The sequence below is a fragment of the uncultured Roseibium sp. genome (genome assembly GCF_963675095.2).
Classification (GTDB): domain Bacteria; phylum Pseudomonadota; class Alphaproteobacteria; order Rhizobiales; family Stappiaceae; genus Roseibium.
Map to the genome: position 1 here is coordinate 140,911 of NZ_CAXXSJ010000069.1, position 17,333 is coordinate 158,243.

A 17,333-nucleotide genomic window follows, 5' to 3' on the forward strand; every position below is an offset into this window, starting at 1 on the left:
GAAGGGTTCGAGGTCAATCTGTCATGGGGAGGAAGAGACTATCACCCGCGCAGGTGCGCGGATGATCGGGCATCAGGTGCCGGTCTTGGGGAAAAGCGTCAGCTGCTCGGAAGTGATTTCCTTCGACGGCAGCCACCGGCGGACGGTCGCCACGTCGACGCGGATCGTCCTCGCGATCTCCGCGTTGGTCTCGCCCTTGGCGCGCATCACTTCCGCGCACCATTCACGCGCCAGAGGCACCTTGTAATAGCCGTAGCCCATCGCGTTGACAAGCTGGTCGACCTTGTCCGCGCCGATGGTTCGTGCCGCCAGAGAACGCCGGGTGGGAGTGTTTGGGCAGGTAGATCTCCGACCCGCCCACCGACAGGAACAGCGCCATGGCGCCTTCCACGCCGAGCGCCTTGACATAGGGTTCCAGATTGGCCGGCGGTGCCGGCATGTCCCCGCTCCCCTTCATGCCAGCGCCTTCCCTCAGGATCTTGCCAAGGCTGTTCTGGACATCGATCCACTGGCGGTCGGTCACCTCCATCGGCGTGTTGCCGGTGGTGGTAATCAGCCATGCGGTCAATGTCCCGGCCGGGTTCGCGTCCTTCTTGATCAGCTCGGCCCAGATATGCAGGCAGACCTGAAAGCGGAAGTCGTTGTAGAGCTTCGGCAGCTTCTGGTCCTTCCGAAACAGCCCCTCGTTTCCGGTCTTCTGCGGATCCACATCTTGAGCCCGTCGATCGCCTTGTCCGCGTCTGCGGCGTTCTGCAGGAACCGGTGATGATCGAAGCCGGTCTGCCGCTTCAGGAAGGCGATCATGGCGTCATCGGACTTGTTGTCGATCACGCCCAGGTTATGGCCCGCGATCCAGAGCGCCTGGAGCTTCTTCGCGAACTTTCCCGTTGCCCGGCTCGGCTCCGCGGATTGCGGCACAAGCCGCTCCAGGGCGCCGATTGACTTGAAGGCGTTGCGCACCTGTCATCTTGGCAGAAGACCGCAGGCCGGTTTCCCGTTCCAGAAGATCCCGATAGGTATCGTCATCCAGGCCGGCCTCTTTCTGGAGGATGTGGATACGGGCAAGCGCGCTCATGCCCCCTGCCTTTCCGCAATGATCGCGTTGAATTCGTGGATCGCCGCCGAAGCCAGGCGCATGTAGCTGTCCCGGTTGAACTCCCAATCCAGGGCAAGGTTCACCTCCATGATGCAGCCATCGCCCATCGGTTTCTGGATAACTGGCAGGCTGCCGGGTTTCATCTCCTCGGCGATGTGGGGCGGATAGGTGCTTTTTGAACATCGCGAAGGCAAGTCTTTCACAGTGGCTCATGTGCTCAATCCTTGTAGGGGAGCCGCGCCTGTTCAGCCTCGCCGACCGCGCCCGCGTCCCCCAAAGGTTCGGGGCGTGGCTCGGGTGCCTGTTTGGCTTCAAGCTCCAGTTTCAAAAGGTCTGTGGTAACGCGCTGCAGCTCGCCCGTAAGCCTGGGCAGGTGCTGCAGCCGATAGCGCCGCTGGTAAGCGACGCCCAGAAGTTCGTCCCTGCCGCCGACGCAACTTGGCGGTCTCACTCAACACATACTCTGACGGGTTGGTGAGGCGGGGCATGTCAGCCTCCCCACCCCACATCGCTTCGGCGATCTGGACGAGATCGTCGTATTCGTCGGCGACCGCATCGAGGCCGTTGGCGTGACCATCGTCCCAGGCCTTTTCGAACATCAGGTCGAGGGCCTTTTTCGGAAAGTGTCCGATGCGGTGACGGGCTTCGAGCTCCTGCCGGATGTTGGCTTCTTCCGACATGTCAGGATCGCCCCTATCACGGCCAAAGGCGGCTCGAATGACGTTGCCACCCAAAGCCTCAAGGCGTCGGCGGCAGAGACATCGCATTCGGCTTCCGGAACACCGGGCACGAGAAACGTCTCGTTGTCATAAGCCAACCGCGCCTTTGACCTTGACCAGATCGACGAGCTGATCATCAGACAGATCCGGGCGCATGGTGACGTTTTCGAGAAAGTCGATCGCCCCTTCCGGCACTTCCCCCCAGTCTTTCGCGAATTCGATTTCGCCGCTCCGCCAGCAGAATGCGACCCGCATCACGCCACCTTCGCCAGGTCGATCGTGACCGGCTCCCATTTCCCGTCCGGCGTGTCCCGCTTGTGGAAGCGGACATAGGTTTTCGACCCGGTCACCCGCATGGCATCCCTGATAGCCTGCATTGCGAGCTGCCAGCGTTCGTCCTCGATGTCGAAGCGAAGCAGCCATGAAGATCTCGGACCGGTTGATTTGGCCTTCCTTGTCCGTATTGAACGCCCGCGTGATGATGCCCCGGATCTCGGGCCGGGCATCCGCCGACCACTCGTTCAGGCATTCGTCGATCAGGTTCTTTGCGATCTGGAGCTGCGGACCGAAGTCGATGAAGTCGGCCACCTGGACGGTCCACCTTCAGGCAACCGTCAAAGGTCTGATAGGTACGGTTGCCCTTCGCGCCGCCGCGTTTCGTGCCATAGTCCTGTTCCAGGAGCGCATCGAACTCGCCCAGGTCCGTGAAGGTATGCCCCTTGAACCGTGCGATCTGTTCGGAGAGCGCTTCCGCGAACCACATTATCTTGCGCACGGTCTCGTCTTCCAGCTTGTCCTGGGGCTTCACCAGTTCGAGCGGCACGAGCTTGCCCTTGGCATCCCTCATGTACGGCTTTCCGTCCGCGTGGATGACGGCGTCGGCGGAAATCTGAACTTCCACTTTTCCGACTGTTTCACTCATCGTTAAAGGTCCTTTGAAATGGGGTTGATACCTCGTCCCGGCTCGGGATCACCCATAAGCCGGGCGGTAATGTCGGCGGTCTCGGCCGCTCTGATCAGATCCAGGTGCGGCGACACCCGGAACTTACGCAACACACCGGCGCCGGGTTTGACCCGGTCCGTTTCGTCCCGCGCCTCGTGGTCGGACGTCGAAAGCAGGTGTTCGACCCATAGGTCCGAACGAAGCTGCCCGCGCGCGGCCGCCATCATCCCGCGCGCCTCGGCTGTTGTGCAGTCGAGCCGGTCGGCGATGAACTCGAAGTCGTTGCCGAGGGCGCGGAGACCGATCAGCAGGGCAAGGTCGGTCTGTTTCCAGGTCTTCGGGTTACGCTTGCTCATGCCGCGTCCCCCCCGTCATCCGGCTTGCCCCAATCGATCCCGTAGAAGACCACGGGACCGGCGGTCGGCGCCGACCGCTTCTGGCCCGGATCCTTTCTCGGAAACATCGTGACCTTCGGGTCGGCCAGATCGACCAGGATCGGCGTCCTCGGCGCGACGTTGGCCTCCAGGCACTTCGCCTGCTGTATGCAATCGCGCAACACGAATTCCACCATCTGCACTGTTGTCGCCGAAAGGTGCAGTTCCTCCTTCGCGTTCTTGCGCCGGTCGAATTCCCGGAACATCATTTCCAGATCCTGGCTAAGCATCGTTGCCTCCCTTCAGGCGCGAGTGTGAGCACCCGGACCGGCAGGCCCGGTAGACCCGCGTCCGGATGGCGTTGGTGACGGCACGCGGCTTTCCCTGCCATGTCAGGCAGGCGTCCCGGCCGATCTCGCCCAGGACGGGACAGACAACCGTTGCGCCCATCAGCGCGCCACGGACCTTGTCCTCGACCTTGGACAGATCGCCCCGGTACTTGTTGCCGATAGTTTGGCTGATGACGGCGGGCGAATAGCCGAGGCGGGAAGCGCAGGCGTTGAGCCCTTGAGCCTGGGCCATCGCGGCCAGCTCGCCCACCCAATCGGGGGCCTTGCCGCCCCAGGCGTGCGCCGCCTTGTCCAGCATGGAAAGCCCGCTCATGCCGCGCACTCCTCGGCCACAGGAGCGCCCATGATCTCGCCCCGGTTTGTGTCGTAGACCATCTTTGAGCGCAGGATCTTCGGAGCCTTCGGCCCCGTATCCATGGACCGCTTCAGGCGCCAGATCCGGCTTTTCGTCCCGCTGCCCGGTCGCAACACCTGCAGGTAACCGGCGCTTTCAAGGTGGCGGGCGTAGGCCTTTGCGGTTTCGACGGCGATCGCGACGTCGTCGGTCGTCGCCGCGATCGCAAGCTCCCGGCTGTCGAAACCGGAGAGCGCGCGGATCGCAGTCCAGAGCTGCTCCTGTCCGAGCCCCTGTTTTGCGATCGTCCCGTCCCGGTTCAGGCGCGGCGTTGCCGCCGGCCGTTTCAGCAACCGGTAGAGCTGCTGGACCGTCGTGGTGCCAACGTTTGTGGGCACGCGCTGCCGGTCCGCGACCTCAAGGAAACCCGCCTTGGTCAGCCGGCGCACGTAATCGATGACGCAATCATTGACCGGGTCGTTGGTTCGTTCTCCGATCTGAGCAAGAGTGAACAGGGCCTGGGCCTTGCCCAGGTCCCGGATCACGCTCCAGTAGTGGTCATGCCCCCGATAGATCGGTTGGCCGGTGGTTACCCTGAGCTGAAGCTGGATGGACATCAGGCAGCCCTCCTGACGCCACGGCGGGGCGGTTCGCCGGTATAGAACCAACCGTCCGCAAAGCTGGACGCATCGAAAGCCGACTGCCGTGTGTTCCGGGCGTATTCCCGGATCTTGTTGAGGTTGACGACAATCCGGCGCGCGCGCCCCTGGGTCCGATCGACCATCAGGTCGACCAGGCCGTCATCAAGGTCGAGATCCGGACAGAACAGATCGGACAGCGCCCTTGCGTCGTCGAAGTCGCAAGGCTCGGCGGGCACCCATTCCAGCACCCGATTGTGCACGCGCTCCACCTTCATCAGCTTGGCGGGCAGCTGCTCTTCGCCGATCAGAAGAACCGGAACCTGGCTGTGCTCCTGGATCTCGCGCACCAGTTCCAGCATGCCTTTGTCGGCCAGCTTGTCAGCTTCGTCGATGATCAGCGGCCGTTCGAAATCATCGCCGAGCGCCATGATCGCTTCGGTGGTCAGATCCGCGTTCGTGTGTCGGGTGGGTTTGACATCGGCCTCGGCCAGAAGGTTTTCCAGGAACTTCTTCCGCGTCCAGCTATCGCCGACCTCAAGCCTCAGTGCCCGCCTCTTGTTTTGGGCGTAGATCGAGGCGTAGGTCTTGCCGTAGCCGGAAGGTCCGTGAAACACCCCGATCCCCGGCAGATGGGGACCGCGATGGATAAGCATTTCCATCAGCGACAAAAACCGGGCAACGTTTTTCACAGCCGCAAGCCCGCCGGTGGTGCTTGCATTGACAGACGTGTCTCTGTCCTTCATTCTTCGCTCCATTCTTACGTTGGAATTCCGGCTCTGAAGGCTGCCACCTTCAGGGCCTTTTCTCTGCCCTAGGACGCGGGCGGTACGCGTTTCTTGCGCTCCTGGTTGTCTTCCCAGACCAGCCGATAAGCGCGGTATTCAGGGCCGGCCTGATAGCCGGCAAGCCAGATGGCGTCTTCATCCGACAAAGGGGTTCCGCCCTGGATCCGCTCTTCAAATTGGAGGGCGCGGCGAAAACGGGCGTCGGGCGTCTCGAACCCGGAAATCTTGTGCACCGTTGCGGTGGGCTTGGCGTCGGCCTTCAGGCTTTCCATCATTGCCGCTTCCCGGTCACTCAGGGCGCGCGGCTCGCGCCGTTTCTTGACGTCTGCGGCGGCCTTGGTCTGCGCGGTTTCATGCCTTTCGGTCAGCTTGGGAAAGCTCAACACATCGGCATTGCGCTGATAGGCTGCGCGCTGTGCCTCCACGACGGTGCGCGGAGTAATCTTGCGCTTTTCGCGACGAATATCCGCGAGCCGTTCTTCTTCCAGGCGCTTCTGTTCCGCGCGGACCTTGGCGATGGTCTCGGCCGGATCGAGCCCGGCAAGATCCGGGTTCACCGCTTCGCCGAGGAATTCCTCGCCCGTCGGATCGAATAGCCAGACCCGGCCGAGATCCTCCGGATTGTGGCGGACCAGAAGGTCCCGGCCGGGCATGACATCGCCGGTGTAGTAGTATTCACCGTCGATCCGAATTCCCTGTGCCGTCACACGGCGTATGCCGTTTTGCCCGGCGATCGGCGCGAGCAGTACGTCCAACATGGACTGATCTTCGATCGCCTGGATTGGCCCGCTCCACGCGGCCGCGACCTCGTAGGGCGTATTGCGCTTCAAACCCTCATGGGGTGTTTGCGCATACTGCTCACAGCACCAGCGGTCCGCTTCCACTTGCAAATCCACCGCGCTCATTTCGACATGAAACAACTTGGCGTCGTCAGTACCGAGCCGAGCTGAGAACGCCTTGCGCTGTTCGATCACTTTCCGATCAGCAACCGAATGTCCGATAAAGCCCGGCAATGTCGCGGCGCAGTCCCGTTGGAACGTGCCGATCACCCGCTCCACAGTGCCCTTCTGTTCCGGGGAATAGGGTGCGGAGAAATCCTGTTCGATGCCCAAAGCATCGAGCAGCCGCACGGTAGCCTTGGCGGCAAAGTCGGAACCGTTATCCGTCTTGATCAGTTCGGGAACGCCCCAGGCGAGAAGGCATTTTCGGATCAGGAGGCCAACGGCGGCAGCTCTGGGCGTGGCCGTCACCAGGAGAACCGTGCGGCGGGAATAAAGGTCGATCGCCATGTAGATGTTCATACGGCCGTCCGTGGTCATAACATCGGACGGCGAGGCATCGATCTCCCACCGCTCGTTCAACCGGTCCACCCGGTTCGCGCCGCTGGCGACAAAGCGCACCTTGGACTTGTAGGCGTCCGGGTCTGTGATCTTGAGCAGTTCGTTTCCAAGCTCCGCCTTCCAGCCTTTAAGGGCGTTTTGAAACGTCCTCAAAGGCGGCATCGGAACCCGTTCCTGGCCTCGCTTGGTGTCGACCAGGATCGTCTTGCCGAACTCGGCGATTGCGGTGTTGCGGATGTGTTTCGCGGACAGGAACTGGTTGGAGGCGTAGACCGCGAGGCAATAGGCTTTCAGCCGTCCGCACTCGGCGCGGTCGAGGACGCCCGTCCCCTTGCGCGCCGAGGACGGATCGTGAGCGAGCCGGTTCATGTCGGACAGCGCATCGCTGCGCCAGCGGGCAAGGGTCCGCCTGGAGAGCCGTTTCACGGCCTCCCTCACCCACTCCGGTACCGGCACTTCGCCCCGCTCGTAGAGGTCGGAAAACAGATCATCCGCCGCGACCGCGTTCATGTCGGAAGATTTCCGGAAGCGGTCCGCCACCTTGAGCAGAACGAGCCGCGCGTCCCGCGCCTGCCGTTCGGCGGCGGACAGGGACACATCCGTTTCCGTCCGGAAGTCCTCTTGCTCGATCCGAACGAAGCCGGACGCATAGGCAAGCTTCTGAGGAAGCGGGAACAGGTCGATATGGTACTCGTACCCGCCGCCGCCTTCCCTGCCCTCACGACGGCGGCAGAGCGGCGTCCCCGCCCACGCCTCGCGCTCGATGGTCTTGAGCATGCCGCGCTTGGTTTCGGGAAAGCCGGGCAGCTTGAGATCCGCGATCTCCTGAGCAGTGAGCCAGAGTTTCATGACCGTCCTCCGCGCTCTGCCTTCTCCCGGTATCGGGTGTGGCTATAAAGCTCATTCCAAGCGATGTTCGCCTTCGTCCTCAGTTCGTTGGAGACCGGTTCACCGGCCTTGTTGAGCCGGGAATATTCGTTCGACGCCCGCCTGAGAGCGCAACGCGGAGAACCATCATCGCAATCGGGCAGCTTGCAGGAAAAGCAGGGATGGATATCGGCCTGTTTCATGCGCCCCTCCTAAGCTGTGCCTGGAGGATCTTCTTGCGCCCGTCGATCATCCGCTGATGGTCTTCGATCAGCGCCAGTTCGATGACGCTTTCGAACTTCTTCGCGACAACCGCCATGTTGAAATCATCGGCAATGAAGCCGAGCAGCTCGGTTTTTCCGGTCGCGTGAATAAGCGCGATGAACCGCTCGACCGTGATGTTGTTCTGGGTCTTCGCTTCCGAGCAGTAGGCGTCCAACATGGAAACGGTAATCCGGGTGCCGAGCTGTTCGCTCATGAGCCCGGCGATCGTCGCCCTGTTCTTCCCGCATTCGTTGCACGCCTTGGCAATGGCGCGGCTGATCCGGGACGCCAGCCGCGTGCCTGGGATCGCATCCGGTTCGAAACCGACGCTCACGCGCGGCGGTGTCCAGCCGGTGAACATGTCGATCGTGAAAGGGTCGGTCTCCTTAGGCATCGAGCCAGCCCTCCTTCTTCGCGAGCGCCACGATCTCCTTTTGGTAATGTTTGAAGAGGATGACGCGAGATGCTTTCGGCAGCTTCGAAAGGTTGTCCTGGGTCGAGCGGAACATCTTTTCAGAAGCAGATGGGAGCTTCTTACCTTCCGCAAGGATGACCGCATCCCCGACCGATGCGGCCTGGGGTGGCTCTGCGAACAGCAAGCCGAGGACCTTCTTCTGGTCGGCGGCGTTCAGGACGGACAGCGCCTTCAGGTCGCTCTGCTTCTGGGCGAGAGCGGTGCCTTTCAGGCGCTCGCGGGTTTCCTTCGACAGGCCCTCGAATATCTGGACGGCAAGCTCGACAGACCGACGCGAAAGCCCTGTGGTGTCGGTGGCATTTTGGCAGAACGCAAAAATTGCGATCTGCCTCTTTTCGCCGCCGGTGTGCTGGTTGCCGCGCTTACCGCCGTTCTTGGTTTCAGGATGCAGCGCCTCGTAAACGCGCTTCAGTTCGAACAGGGCCTCGCACCGTTCCAGGGCGTTGAAGTCCTTCCTTGCGAGGTTCTCCAGGATCTCGTGCAACCGCATCTCTGCCGCAGGCTGATCCGTCTTCGGCTCCAGGACGCGAGCCTTGATCTCTTTCCACTTGAGGAGCTTTGCCGCTGCGAGACGATGTCCGCCCGCGACCAGTTTGAAACCGGCCTCGGTGCGCTCCACATCGATCGGCGCTTTGTGTCCGACTTCCTCGAACATACCTGCCAGCGTCGCAGCCCACTCCGGGTCCACGTCCCTAAGGCGCCCTTCAGGCACCGAGATGTCGTCAATCTTTATCGACCGATCTGTCATGTCTCTAACTCGCTACGGGAGAAAAGACCGGGCGGCGGGCTGTACGGGCCCATGATGCCGCCCGGCAAGGGTCAAGGGAGGAAACGCCCAAGCAGGGCGCACTAACGCGGGTAGTCCCGCCGCCAGCCACACTGCGCAGTGGCTGCGTTTCCCCCGTGAGGTCCGGGGAAACCTTGAAACCGTCTTTGGCCGCGCCTACGCTCACCAGGAATTGCCTCTTTTCGGATATCCGAACGGGTTCAGATCCTGCCTGGCTGCCTTCGCCCTGTCCGCGATATCAGGGTCGCCAATTGCGTCTCGCTCGGCCTTCTCGGCAGCGCGGCTGTAGAGCGCGAAATAAAGGACCAGGAGAGCGACCACCGCGACCGCCAGCGTGAGGACCGCCCAGGCGGCGGTCAGGCCGATGTCGGCAACCAGACTGGATTGCGCCATTACGCGGCTTTCCTGTCCGGAGCGGCCGTGCGTTTCTGGCTAGCCGTGAGGGCCTCACACTTGCTAGAAAGGATTCGCGCGGTCCTGATGGGATACCGGTCCGGCCACAGCTCCTTGGGATCGACCTCAAGGAAATTCGCAATCTCCTCTTCGGCCTTGCGGACGGTTCGGTTCCAGACGTGGGAAAAGGAGTTCGGCTGCATGCCGGCCAGCTCCGCGAGCTTCCTCAGGGTCATGCCCTGGCGGTGAAGCTCGGCCTTTATCGAATGCTGGTCCCAGCCACCTGGGGGGACCTGAAGCGGTTTCGCCATTGGATGCCTCGCTTTGGGAAAACGGCTTGTTGCCGCAAGCCGTTTTCTTTGGGTTTTTGTTGTGACAACTCGGCGCGAATGATCGAGCCGATGAAATGGAGGTTGTGCGATTTTTCGCACTAAGTCAATGCGGTTTTCTGCATTGTGCGGATTTTTGCACTCATGCGTGATGGACACACTTGGTGACCGCATAAGGAAAGCTGCCGACGAAATCGGCGGGCTCGACAGCCTGGCTCAGCTAGCCAATGTCAAGCGCAGGACCATTTACGACTATGCCTCTAACAAGACCGAACCGAAGATTTCGACTTTGGTTGAGATCTCGCGTGTAACGGGAGTTTCCGTGGAGTGGTTAGCCGTAGGCAGTGGCATCAAGCAGGCGCGTGTCGAAATTGTCGACGTGCCAACGTCAATGACCGACGTCCGAAAATACGTCTGGAACATCGCCGCCACATTCTGGGAAAAGCTGCCCAGGCGCACAAAACCGGATCAGGCTGCCGACCAGTTCGTCGAGATGCTCGACTATCTGGTCAGCCGGAAAGACGTGGGCGATGATGCGGCTTCCGAGGTCATCCAGTTTGCCGCCGAACGGCTGAAGCGCACATCGTCTCAAGACGGCTCATGAGCGCGTCGTAATCCGGCACCCTATAACCGATCTCCGCAAGGGCCTGCCCGCCGATCACACGATCGCGGAAGACTTCGGCAACGCAGCCGAGCTGCGGATAGATCCGGCGATAGGGATTGCGCTTGAAGGCCCAGACGCAGGCGGGCCAGAGCCCCGAACGTTTCAGATGCTGCGCCAACGCCATCATCGCAACCGGACCGGCGTCCCCGCCCCGATTTCCGGGCAGGATGTAACAGGCATGGAATTCGCCGGGCACGTCTATTGCCGCGTCCCGGTTCGGCTTCGCCATGGCGAACCCAACGACCGCGTCGCCATCGAGCAGGACGTAGACCGCCTCGCCTGCCGGAGCCGTATCGAACCAGGTCCGCCACTGCTCCAGGCGATAGTCAACGGACCGAAGCGCCAGCACTTCGGGCGGCATGAAACGGTAGACCTCCCGCCAGCAAGCCGCATGAATTCGCGCTATGGTTTCCGCATCCGTTGCCTCTGCCGGCCGAATACCCGTAAGTGTAGACATCGCCTTTTATTCCCCATAAGTTGCAATTGTCAGTATTGCGTAGGGGAGGAAAGCGATGTTGGACCAGTCTACACGCGAATTAATAACGCGCCGGATGAACGGACTTCGCAATTACCGGTGCCTGGCCGCTGTCGGTGCTATTGCCTACATTGCGGGATTGGCAACTGTTTTCGTGCTTGGTCTGCTTCGGCCCGGCATCGGCGACGACGACTTGGCGAAGCTCGCGGCCCTGGCGTCGCGGTCAACCGGACAGCCGGCGACCGTCATCTGGATGGAAGCGCAGGCAAATCAGTCCTGGCCGCGCCGGCCGGAAGAGATCGCCAAGCGGCTTCTAGTTGATATCGATGTCGGGCAATGCGGTATCCGGCAAGCCTCGAACGGCAACCGATATGATGGGAAACCGCTCGCTCTTTATCCAGGCCACCGCAATAACTGAGTTGCGGTACCGGGCGATGCGGGTGCCCGTCCTTTCGTTCGATTGAACGGCAATATTCAGGAGCGCCGGGGATACCTGCGCTTCTGGCGGAAAGATCGAAACCAGGTCGCCGTCATCCTTGATCGCCAGGGACCAGCAGTCTCCGCACTGTGTCTTTACGTCCACCAGCGCGAACGGCGAGGTGACCGCCACGAAGGTCAACGCTCCGATCCGCTTGACCAGCGGCACGAATGATGCCCCGGAGGTGCGGCCGACGACAGCCTTGCCTGCGACCAGGCCGGACCGCGACAGGCCTTCCTTGAAATACGTCCGATCGGACAGGTCGAGGTCCTGCGGCGGATATTTGTAGCTGTCGTGCTTCAATCGGCCATCCGGGCCGATCACAATAATTGCCCGCGTGCCTGGGACGCCCTCCGCAACGCGCTTCAGCTCCTCATGGACAAGCCGGTCGTTGCGCAGGGTCGACACGATCACCGCCGCCGCGTCGAGGGCCTGATCAGCCGCGTAAAGGACGCGCTCGGCGGTCAACTCCGAGATCCGCGCGTCCTGGCTGGCGGCGGCTAGAATTTCTTCTTCAGTTGTCTGCGCAAATGCCGTCAAGGAAAGGCACATTATGAGGGCGAAACCAACAATCCGGAAGGAACACATAAAGACCTCAATAGATTCGCAATAACTTAATAAGGCTATCGAATTAATTTCCCCTGAGATACCAATCGCGGCGGGAACGCAGGTTGCATTGCCGGCCAGAACTCGGAAGACGATTGTTCAATGGGACATATCTGGTCTATCAATGGCGGGAAAAGGGAAATGTCTGGGGAGCCCGTCGAATGAAATCTCACTATTTAATGTGCGCCGTGCTTGCGGCTGGGGTTTCCGGATGCGCTTACAAGGCGGAGACGATTTCTTCGCCCGCGTACAATGTGCCGCTGTCCTACAGCTCGAAGATCGGCGGAAAATGGCTGCTGGCGGTTGATGCCGATCGCTTTTCGACTGTCGTTCGGCCTTCGGGATATCAGTGTTCCGCCCATAACTATCCGCTCGACCTGAAGGGCAGCTTTCAAAGCTCGGTACGCCAGACGCTGGAAAATGTGTTCGCGGATCTGGAAGTGGTCGACAAGCCGGTGCCGGCGGATCAACTGGCTGCGCGCGGAGCGCGTGGAATGATCGCCATCAGGGCTGAGGATATTCGCGGCCGCCTGGATATGCTTCCCGGCTTCGTGTCCGCGACGGCACGAACACGGGTTGAGTTGGCGACTGCCGTCACCGTCGACGGGCGTCATGGCCGCCTCCTTGGCAAGACGGTCGAGGGGGACGCGGAAGCCGAGAGCGGTGCCGGCTTCGCCTGCGAAGGTGGCTCAAAGGCCCTTGCCGATGCCGCCGGCCAGGCCATGCGTGACAACGTTCGCGAGTTGGCAGAGACCCTTGGTAACGCGCCAAAGCTCCGCTGAATTAATGCCCGCTCAAACGGGCTGTAAAGGCTGTTTGAAAGTTCCCACCTCGGCCGGCACCGCAATTGATCGGGCTTCTCACCATCGGCGGAAACGCGCCGTTTTCGCAAGGTGGGAACTGGTAAGCATTGCTGCCCTTTTCAGTTCCCACCTCAAACTTGCGCGGTGTTTGATTTCTTTACGTATTTTCAAATGGCACGAAATCGGCCAGCCGCGATCTATCGTCCTCGTGCCATCCTAACTTGCGCGCCACTCTCCGCCAGGTTCCCCGGCTCCCCGCCAACGATCGGCAGATTTCCGCCAAAATCCCCCGGTCCCCGCACTTCCCCGGTTTTCCCCGTCAGTGCCATCCGTACTTGCGCGTTACAGATTGTCTGTAATGTTCTCTGCTCCAGGTCGATATATCCCAGATCATAGCTCCTGGAGCTGATCAGCCAAATTCCCTCGCCTACGTTTGAGCTCAGACAGGCACCGATCGGTCGTTGCTGGTATATCCGTCCCGAGCACGCATCGGGCAATGCACCTTGAGAACTTCATGAGGATCAGGGCATTGCCGGTTTGCTTTGCAAAAGTGCGACTGATATGAAGTCCGCCAACTTCAATTGCAGAGCCTTTCACGAACATGAAAATCATCCTCGACGAAGAAAACCGGACCCTTACCCGTCAGGACGAAAACGGTTCTGAAACGCTGCCGCTGTATTCGGACGCAGCGCTTAATGCGTTGATGCCGCTCTATACGCGCATCGGCTGGAACCAGAAATACTCGTACCGGTTTTCCTGGTTCGGACGACCGATCATCCAGCTTCCTGAGGACATGTTGCGCATCCAGGAAGTCATTTATGACGTCAAACCCGATCTGGTCATTGAAACCGGCGTGGCCCATGGCGGCTCCCTGATTTATTACGCCACGCTGCTCGAAGCGATTGGAAAAGGTCAGGTGCTTGGAATAGACATTCTCATTCGCCCACCCAACCGCCGGGCGATCGAGAGCCACGCACTATCCAAGCGGATTGACCTGATCGAAGGCAGCTCGACGGCTCCCGACATCGTCGAGAAGGTCAAGGCCTATGCGAAAGACCATGAAAAGATCCTGATTATCCTGGATTCAAACCATAGCTACGCCCATGTCATGGACGAGCTTGAAGCCTATGCAGATCTTGTAAGCCCTGGCTCTTACATCGTCGCGACCGATGGCATCATGCGTGATCTCACGGACGTACCGAATGGCGATCCGTCCTGGACAAAGGACAATCCCTCCAACGCAGCAGAAGATTTCGCGGCGGCCCACCCGGAATTCACGATCGAAGCACCGGTACCAGCCTTCAACGAATCCACGATTGCCGAGGCCCCAACCTATTGGCCGAGCGCGTGGCTGAGGCGGCGGACTGACTAAAGCATGTCCGATAGATCCTGCCCGGTTTGCCACAGCCCGTCCAACAGCCGCATACTCGATCGCTCGACCAGTCCCGCGCTGCAGAATGCAGTCTATGCAGATGCTGAAACGGCACGACAGAGCGGCATTTGTCCGCTTGAAATCCGGGCTTGCGATCGCTGCGGTTTTGTCTGGAACGCAGCGTTTAATCCGGAATTGATCGACTACGCGGACAACTACGACAATGCGCAGGGTTACTCGGACGTCTTCAAATCGCATCTGCGCGATCGCATAGACCGGATTGTCTCAAGCGCACCTGCGGGAAAACTGGAAATCCTTGAAGTCGGATGCGGCCAGGGCGACTTCCTCGCCGATCTTACTGCAGCCTTCGGACAGGACCGGATTACGCGCGCCGTTGGTTTCGATCCGGCTTGTCGCGATGACAAACGATCCGACAAGATCGAAATCTTCAAGGAGTACTTTAACGCCGACACCGCGCAGAAGAACCGGATTTCTCCGGACATCATTGTCAGCCGGCATACGATCGAGCATGTGCCGGACCCGGTTAAGTTCCTGAAAGACATCCGGCGCGCCCTGCCGGAAGGCAATACTGCAAAGATCTATCTGGAGACACCGACGAACGACTGGATCATTCGTAACGGCGTCATGCATGACTTTTTCTACGAGCATTGCTCGCTTTTCACGCTCGGCTCGATCGCGATCGCTTTCGAGCAAGCCGGTTTCGTGCCCGAAGTCACCTCAACCTGTTTTGACGGCCAGTATCTGTGGGCGGAGGGGCAGTCGGCAGAGCCGTTAAACCGTTCGGGTTTTCGCGCCTTGGAAACCAACTATGTAAAGATCTGGACCGAGCGGGCTTCAAAATATCGAGCTGACGGGCCTATCTACATCTGGGGTGCAGGCGCCAAGGGCGTTACGTTCGCGACAATCATCGATCCGGAAAAGATACTTTTTTCCGGCCTTGTCGACATCAACCCTGCAAAACAGGGGCACTTTATCGGCGGCACCGGTCACCCTGTCGTTTCAGTCGACGACCTCGTCAATGTTCAGCCGTCAGCGGTTTTCGTGATGAACCCCAATTACGAAACCGAAATCCGGACGTCGCTGGACGAACGGGGCCTGACACCGGATATCATCCTCGTTCACTAGGCACGTTCGCTATCGGTGCGGGACCATGGTTTCCCACTGATCAGAGCGACGCCCGCCACCAGTCCAGCGTTTCCTGAACCCTTTGCTCAAATGTCGCAGCCGGGCGGAACCCAACTTCCTGCTCGAGACGAGTGATGTCTGCGACGATGCGCTGGGGTTCGCCCGGCCGATCCGGGAGAGCTCCAAGCTTGATCAGTTCTGGATTTCCAGACGCTCTTCCGAAAGCTTCCGCAAACTGTGCAATGGTTACGGCTTGCCCTGAACCAATATTGACGGGACCTTCTGCCTTGGACAACGCCAGTTCGGCGATCGCAGCTCCGGCATCGATGGTGCTCAGGAAATCGCGAACTTGTCTGCCGGAAGAGCATCGCGCTTCCTGTCCTGAAGTGAGCGCTCGACAGATCGATCCACCCAGGCGGCCAGGATCCTCGAATGGCCCGAACAGGAAAAAGAGCCGCGCCCAGGCAAACGATACGCCGATCTGACTGCAGTAACTTTCGCACACCCGACGTGTTGCATCCTTCGCCACGCCATACAGCATCGATGGCGCCGCTGCAGTCATCGTTTCCTTGAATTTTTCATGGTCGGCCGCCAGATCGTATTCCGCGCAGGTTCCAGCGAATATCGCGCGCTTTCCACCTCGTGCCGCGAAAGCGAGCAACAACCTGAGCGAGGCCCCGACCCAGGTCAAATTCTCGGCCGCGGTCCAGAACTGGCCGTGCCGCGTAACCCACGCCAGATGGATAAGGACATCAGGTTTCGCCTGTTCAACCAACCGGTCCATATCGCCCTCGAGAAGATCCATGCTGATCCACTCGTCACAGGATATCTCCTGTTTTCGATCCCGGCCGACGCCAGTGACGTGATGCCCCTGGGCAGCAAGATGTTCCGACACCTGACGCCCCAGGAAGCCTGAAGCACCGGTCAAAAGGATTCGTATAGGTTCAGCCATACTCCTGAAGTCCTTCGTTCTATTGGCACGGGCGGGAATGCGGGAAAAGCAAAGGCAAATCATTGTTCCACGCGCCCGATTCGCCTTACCGGAAAACTACAGTAAAAAGGCTGCCCCATCAGCTGCAGAGCCTATGGATCAAAAATACCTTTGTTTTGCAGTCCGCATCAAACAGCAGATCAGAGACGAGTGGTGAAACCGACGTTTGGAAAGAAATAAAAACTTTAAAAAAAGGCGTTCTCTATAAGAATTTCCAACAATAAGTATTCTGACCATTTCTGTCCGACGACTTCAGAATTAAAAGCTCGACACTCATTTGAAAGCGACCTAAATTCCGGCCGTTTCCTTTGGATTGGACCGGATTACACATGCAAGCGGTGATACTTGCCGGGGGGCTCGGAACGCGAATTTCCGAGGAAAGCCATCTTCGCCCCAAACCCATGATCGAGATCGGCGGCAAGCCCATTCTTTGGCATATCATGAAGATCTATGCTGCAAACGGCATTCATGACTTCATTATCTGCCTCGGCTACCGGGGCTATATGATCAAGGAATATTTCGCCAACTACGTCCTGCATGCCTCCGATGTGACGATTGACGCGCGAAGCGGCGAAATCATTTATCACCAGACGACCGCCGAGCCCTGGCGGGTCACGCTGGTCGACACCGGCGAGAGCAGCATGACCGGAGGACGGGTCCGGGCGGTCCGGAACTACCTGACCCCCGACGAGCCCTTCTGCCTGACCTATGGCGACGGTGTCGCGGATATCGACATTGCCGGTGAAATCGCCTTTCACAAAGAACACGACAAGTTGGCGACCCTAACCAGCGTCGTTCCGCCGGGACGATACGGCGCCCTTGAAATGACCGGTAACCGGGTCGACTGCTTCACGGAGAAGCCCCCCGGAGACAACGGGCGCATCAACGGCGGCTTCTTTGTTCTGGATTACAAGGTGCTCGACTATATCGAAGGGCCGCAGACGGCATTTGAATCGGAACCGTTGAGCAATCTGGCCGAAAACGGTGAATTGATGGCCTGGCGCCATGACGGGTTCTGGCATCCGATGGACACCCTGAGGGACAAGAACCATCTGGAAAACCTTTGGCAGTCCGGCAAGGCTCCGTGGAAGGTCTGGTAGA

General features: G+C 59.9%; 26 protein-coding genes and 2 pseudogenes. 6 read left to right on the plus strand and 22 right to left on the minus strand.

All coding sequences use genetic code 11. The features are described 5' to 3' along the window. Positions 1–72: 72 nt before the first annotated feature. The 3 genes from ABIN98_RS27135 to ABIN98_RS27145 are packed head-to-tail and all read right to left on the minus strand — an operon-like array spanning position 73 to position 852. Positions 73–240, minus strand: coding sequence for a hypothetical protein (locus ABIN98_RS27135; RefSeq protein ID WP_346915078.1), 168 nt, complete (start codon positions 238–240; stop codon positions 73–75). After that, positions 224–709, minus strand: a complete 486-nt coding sequence (locus ABIN98_RS27140; RefSeq protein ID WP_346915080.1) for a hypothetical protein — start codon at positions 707–709, stop codon at positions 224–226. The genes ABIN98_RS27135 and ABIN98_RS27140 overlap by 17 nt, the downstream gene beginning before the upstream one ends. After that, a complete protein-coding gene (locus tag ABIN98_RS27145) occupies positions 598–852 on the minus strand; it encodes a phage protein GemA/Gp16 family protein (RefSeq protein WP_346915388.1) in 255 nt (84 codons plus the stop codon). The genes ABIN98_RS27140 and ABIN98_RS27145 overlap by 112 nt, the downstream gene beginning before the upstream one ends. Between ABIN98_RS27145 and ABIN98_RS27150 the strand changes: the two genes are divergently transcribed. After that, positions 766–942 (plus strand): hypothetical protein, encoded by a 177-nt coding sequence (locus ABIN98_RS27150; RefSeq protein WP_346915410.1) that lies wholly within the window; start codon positions 766–768, stop codon positions 940–942. The two genes, ABIN98_RS27145 and ABIN98_RS27150, sit on opposite strands and share 87 nt — an antisense overlap. Before the next feature lie 37 nt (positions 943–979). Here the strand turns inward: ABIN98_RS27150 and ABIN98_RS27155 are convergent. The 16 genes and pseudogenes from ABIN98_RS27155 to ABIN98_RS27230 all read right to left on the minus strand — a co-directional run. Beyond that, positions 980–1,075 (minus strand): annotated as a pseudogene (locus tag ABIN98_RS27155) (regulatory protein GemA); the annotation flags it as partial. After that, a complete protein-coding gene (locus ABIN98_RS27160) occupies positions 1,072–1,299 on the minus strand; it encodes a hypothetical protein (RefSeq protein ID WP_346915082.1) in 228 nt (75 codons plus the stop codon). The gene ABIN98_RS27160 and the pseudogene ABIN98_RS27155, both read right to left, overlap by 4 nt. Before the next feature lie 108 nt (positions 1,300–1,407). Further along, entirely contained in the window at positions 1,408–1,776 is a 369-nt protein-coding gene (locus ABIN98_RS27165; protein WP_346915084.1) for a hypothetical protein, read from the minus strand. A gap of 126 nt (positions 1,777–1,902) precedes the next feature. Then, positions 1,903–2,070 (minus strand): hypothetical protein, encoded by a 168-nt coding sequence (locus ABIN98_RS27170; protein WP_346915086.1) that lies wholly within the window; start codon positions 2,068–2,070, stop codon positions 1,903–1,905. Further along, a pseudogene (locus ABIN98_RS27175) lies at positions 2,070–2,662 on the minus strand (DUF3164 family protein). The gene ABIN98_RS27170 and the pseudogene ABIN98_RS27175 overlap by 1 nt, the downstream one beginning before the upstream one ends. 77 nt (positions 2,663–2,739) lie before the next feature. Beyond that, on the minus strand, positions 2,740–3,114 hold the full coding sequence (locus tag ABIN98_RS27180) for a hypothetical protein (protein WP_346915088.1): 375 nt from the start codon (positions 3,112–3,114) through the stop codon (positions 2,740–2,742). Further along, positions 3,111–3,422, minus strand: a complete 312-nt coding sequence (locus ABIN98_RS27185) for a hypothetical protein (protein WP_346915090.1) — start codon at positions 3,420–3,422, stop codon at positions 3,111–3,113. The genes ABIN98_RS27180 and ABIN98_RS27185 overlap by 4 nt, the downstream gene beginning before the upstream one ends. After that, positions 3,415–3,795, minus strand: coding sequence for a transcriptional regulator (locus ABIN98_RS27190; protein WP_346915092.1), 381 nt, complete (start codon positions 3,793–3,795; stop codon positions 3,415–3,417). The genes ABIN98_RS27185 and ABIN98_RS27190 overlap by 8 nt, the downstream gene beginning before the upstream one ends. Next, complete coding sequence (locus tag ABIN98_RS27195) at positions 3,792–4,433, minus strand: hypothetical protein (RefSeq protein ID WP_346915094.1); 642 nt, start codon at positions 4,431–4,433, stop codon at positions 3,792–3,794. The genes ABIN98_RS27190 and ABIN98_RS27195 overlap by 4 nt, the downstream gene beginning before the upstream one ends. After that, entirely contained in the window at positions 4,433–5,200 is a 768-nt protein-coding gene (locus ABIN98_RS27200) for an ATP-binding protein (RefSeq protein ID WP_346915096.1), read from the minus strand. The genes ABIN98_RS27195 and ABIN98_RS27200 overlap by 1 nt, the downstream gene beginning before the upstream one ends. Positions 5,201–5,268: 68 nt before the next feature. Further along, positions 5,269–7,431: a DDE-type integrase/transposase/recombinase gene (locus tag ABIN98_RS27205; RefSeq protein WP_346915098.1), complete on the minus strand. Its 2,163-nt coding sequence runs from the start codon at positions 7,429–7,431 to the stop codon at positions 5,269–5,271. Then, entirely contained in the window at positions 7,428–7,652 is a 225-nt protein-coding gene (locus ABIN98_RS27210) for a hypothetical protein (protein ID WP_346915100.1), read from the minus strand. The genes ABIN98_RS27205 and ABIN98_RS27210 overlap by 4 nt, the downstream gene beginning before the upstream one ends. Then, positions 7,649–8,107: a hypothetical protein gene (locus ABIN98_RS27215; RefSeq protein ID WP_346915102.1), complete on the minus strand. Its 459-nt coding sequence runs from the start codon at positions 8,105–8,107 to the stop codon at positions 7,649–7,651. Before ABIN98_RS27215 ends, ABIN98_RS27210 begins: the two co-directional genes overlap by 4 nt. After that, positions 8,100–8,936 carry a ParB N-terminal domain-containing protein gene (locus ABIN98_RS27220; protein WP_346915104.1) on the minus strand — a complete coding sequence of 279 codons (837 nt, stop codon included), beginning with the start codon at positions 8,934–8,936 and terminating at the stop codon, positions 8,100–8,102. Before ABIN98_RS27220 ends, ABIN98_RS27215 begins: the two co-directional genes overlap by 8 nt. A 201-nt stretch (positions 8,937–9,137) precedes the next feature. Continuing rightward, the gene (locus tag ABIN98_RS27225) at positions 9,138–9,368 is read right to left on the minus strand and encodes a hypothetical protein (protein ID WP_346915106.1); all 231 of its coding nucleotides are present in this window, start codon (positions 9,366–9,368) and stop codon (positions 9,138–9,140) included. After that, a complete protein-coding gene (locus ABIN98_RS27230) occupies positions 9,368–9,679 on the minus strand; it encodes a helix-turn-helix transcriptional regulator (RefSeq protein ID WP_346915108.1) in 312 nt (103 codons plus the stop codon). The genes ABIN98_RS27225 and ABIN98_RS27230 overlap by 1 nt, the downstream gene beginning before the upstream one ends. Before the next feature lie 169 nt (positions 9,680–9,848). Here ABIN98_RS27230 and ABIN98_RS27235 point away from each other — a divergent pair, with 169 nt between their 5' ends. Beyond that, the gene (locus ABIN98_RS27235; protein ID WP_394701646.1) at positions 9,849–10,301 is read left to right on the plus strand and encodes a helix-turn-helix domain-containing protein; all 453 of its coding nucleotides are present in this window, start codon (positions 9,849–9,851) and stop codon (positions 10,299–10,301) included. Here the strand turns inward: ABIN98_RS27235 and ABIN98_RS27240 are convergent. Both ABIN98_RS27240 and ABIN98_RS27245 read right to left on the minus strand, forming a co-directional pair. After that, positions 10,246–10,818, minus strand: a complete 573-nt coding sequence (locus ABIN98_RS27240) for a GNAT family N-acetyltransferase (RefSeq protein ID WP_346915112.1) — start codon at positions 10,816–10,818, stop codon at positions 10,246–10,248. The genes ABIN98_RS27235 and ABIN98_RS27240 overlap by 56 nt on opposite strands. 331 nt (positions 10,819–11,149) lie before the next feature. Next, positions 11,150–11,854: a histidine kinase gene (locus ABIN98_RS27245; RefSeq protein ID WP_346915114.1), complete on the minus strand. Its 705-nt coding sequence runs from the start codon at positions 11,852–11,854 to the stop codon at positions 11,150–11,152. 227 nt (positions 11,855–12,081) lie between these two features. On the opposite strand from ABIN98_RS27245, the gene ABIN98_RS27250 reads away from it, so the two are divergent. From ABIN98_RS27250 to ABIN98_RS27260, 3 genes are all read left to right on the plus strand, one after another. Further along, on the plus strand, positions 12,082–12,702 hold the full coding sequence (locus tag ABIN98_RS27250; RefSeq protein WP_346915116.1) for a hypothetical protein: 621 nt from the start codon (positions 12,082–12,084) through the stop codon (positions 12,700–12,702). Between the two features lie 622 nt (positions 12,703–13,324). Continuing rightward, complete coding sequence (locus ABIN98_RS27255; protein ID WP_346915118.1) at positions 13,325–14,095, plus strand: CmcI family methyltransferase; 771 nt, start codon at positions 13,325–13,327, stop codon at positions 14,093–14,095. Between the two features lie 3 nt (positions 14,096–14,098). Further along, positions 14,099–15,241 (plus strand): class I SAM-dependent methyltransferase, encoded by a 1,143-nt coding sequence (locus ABIN98_RS27260; protein ID WP_346915120.1) that lies wholly within the window; start codon positions 14,099–14,101, stop codon positions 15,239–15,241. Between the two features lie 40 nt (positions 15,242–15,281). Here ABIN98_RS27260 and ABIN98_RS27265 read toward each other — a convergent pair whose 3' ends face one another. Then, on the minus strand, positions 15,282–16,193 hold the full coding sequence (locus tag ABIN98_RS27265) for an NAD(P)-dependent oxidoreductase (protein WP_346915122.1): 912 nt from the start codon (positions 16,191–16,193) through the stop codon (positions 15,282–15,284). 368 nt (positions 16,194–16,561) lie between these two features. Between ABIN98_RS27265 and rfbF the strand changes: the two genes are divergently transcribed. Next, a complete protein-coding gene (gene rfbF, locus ABIN98_RS27270) occupies positions 16,562–17,332 on the plus strand; it encodes a glucose-1-phosphate cytidylyltransferase (RefSeq protein ID WP_346915124.1) in 771 nt (256 codons plus the stop codon). Position 17,333 lies beyond the last annotated feature (1 nt).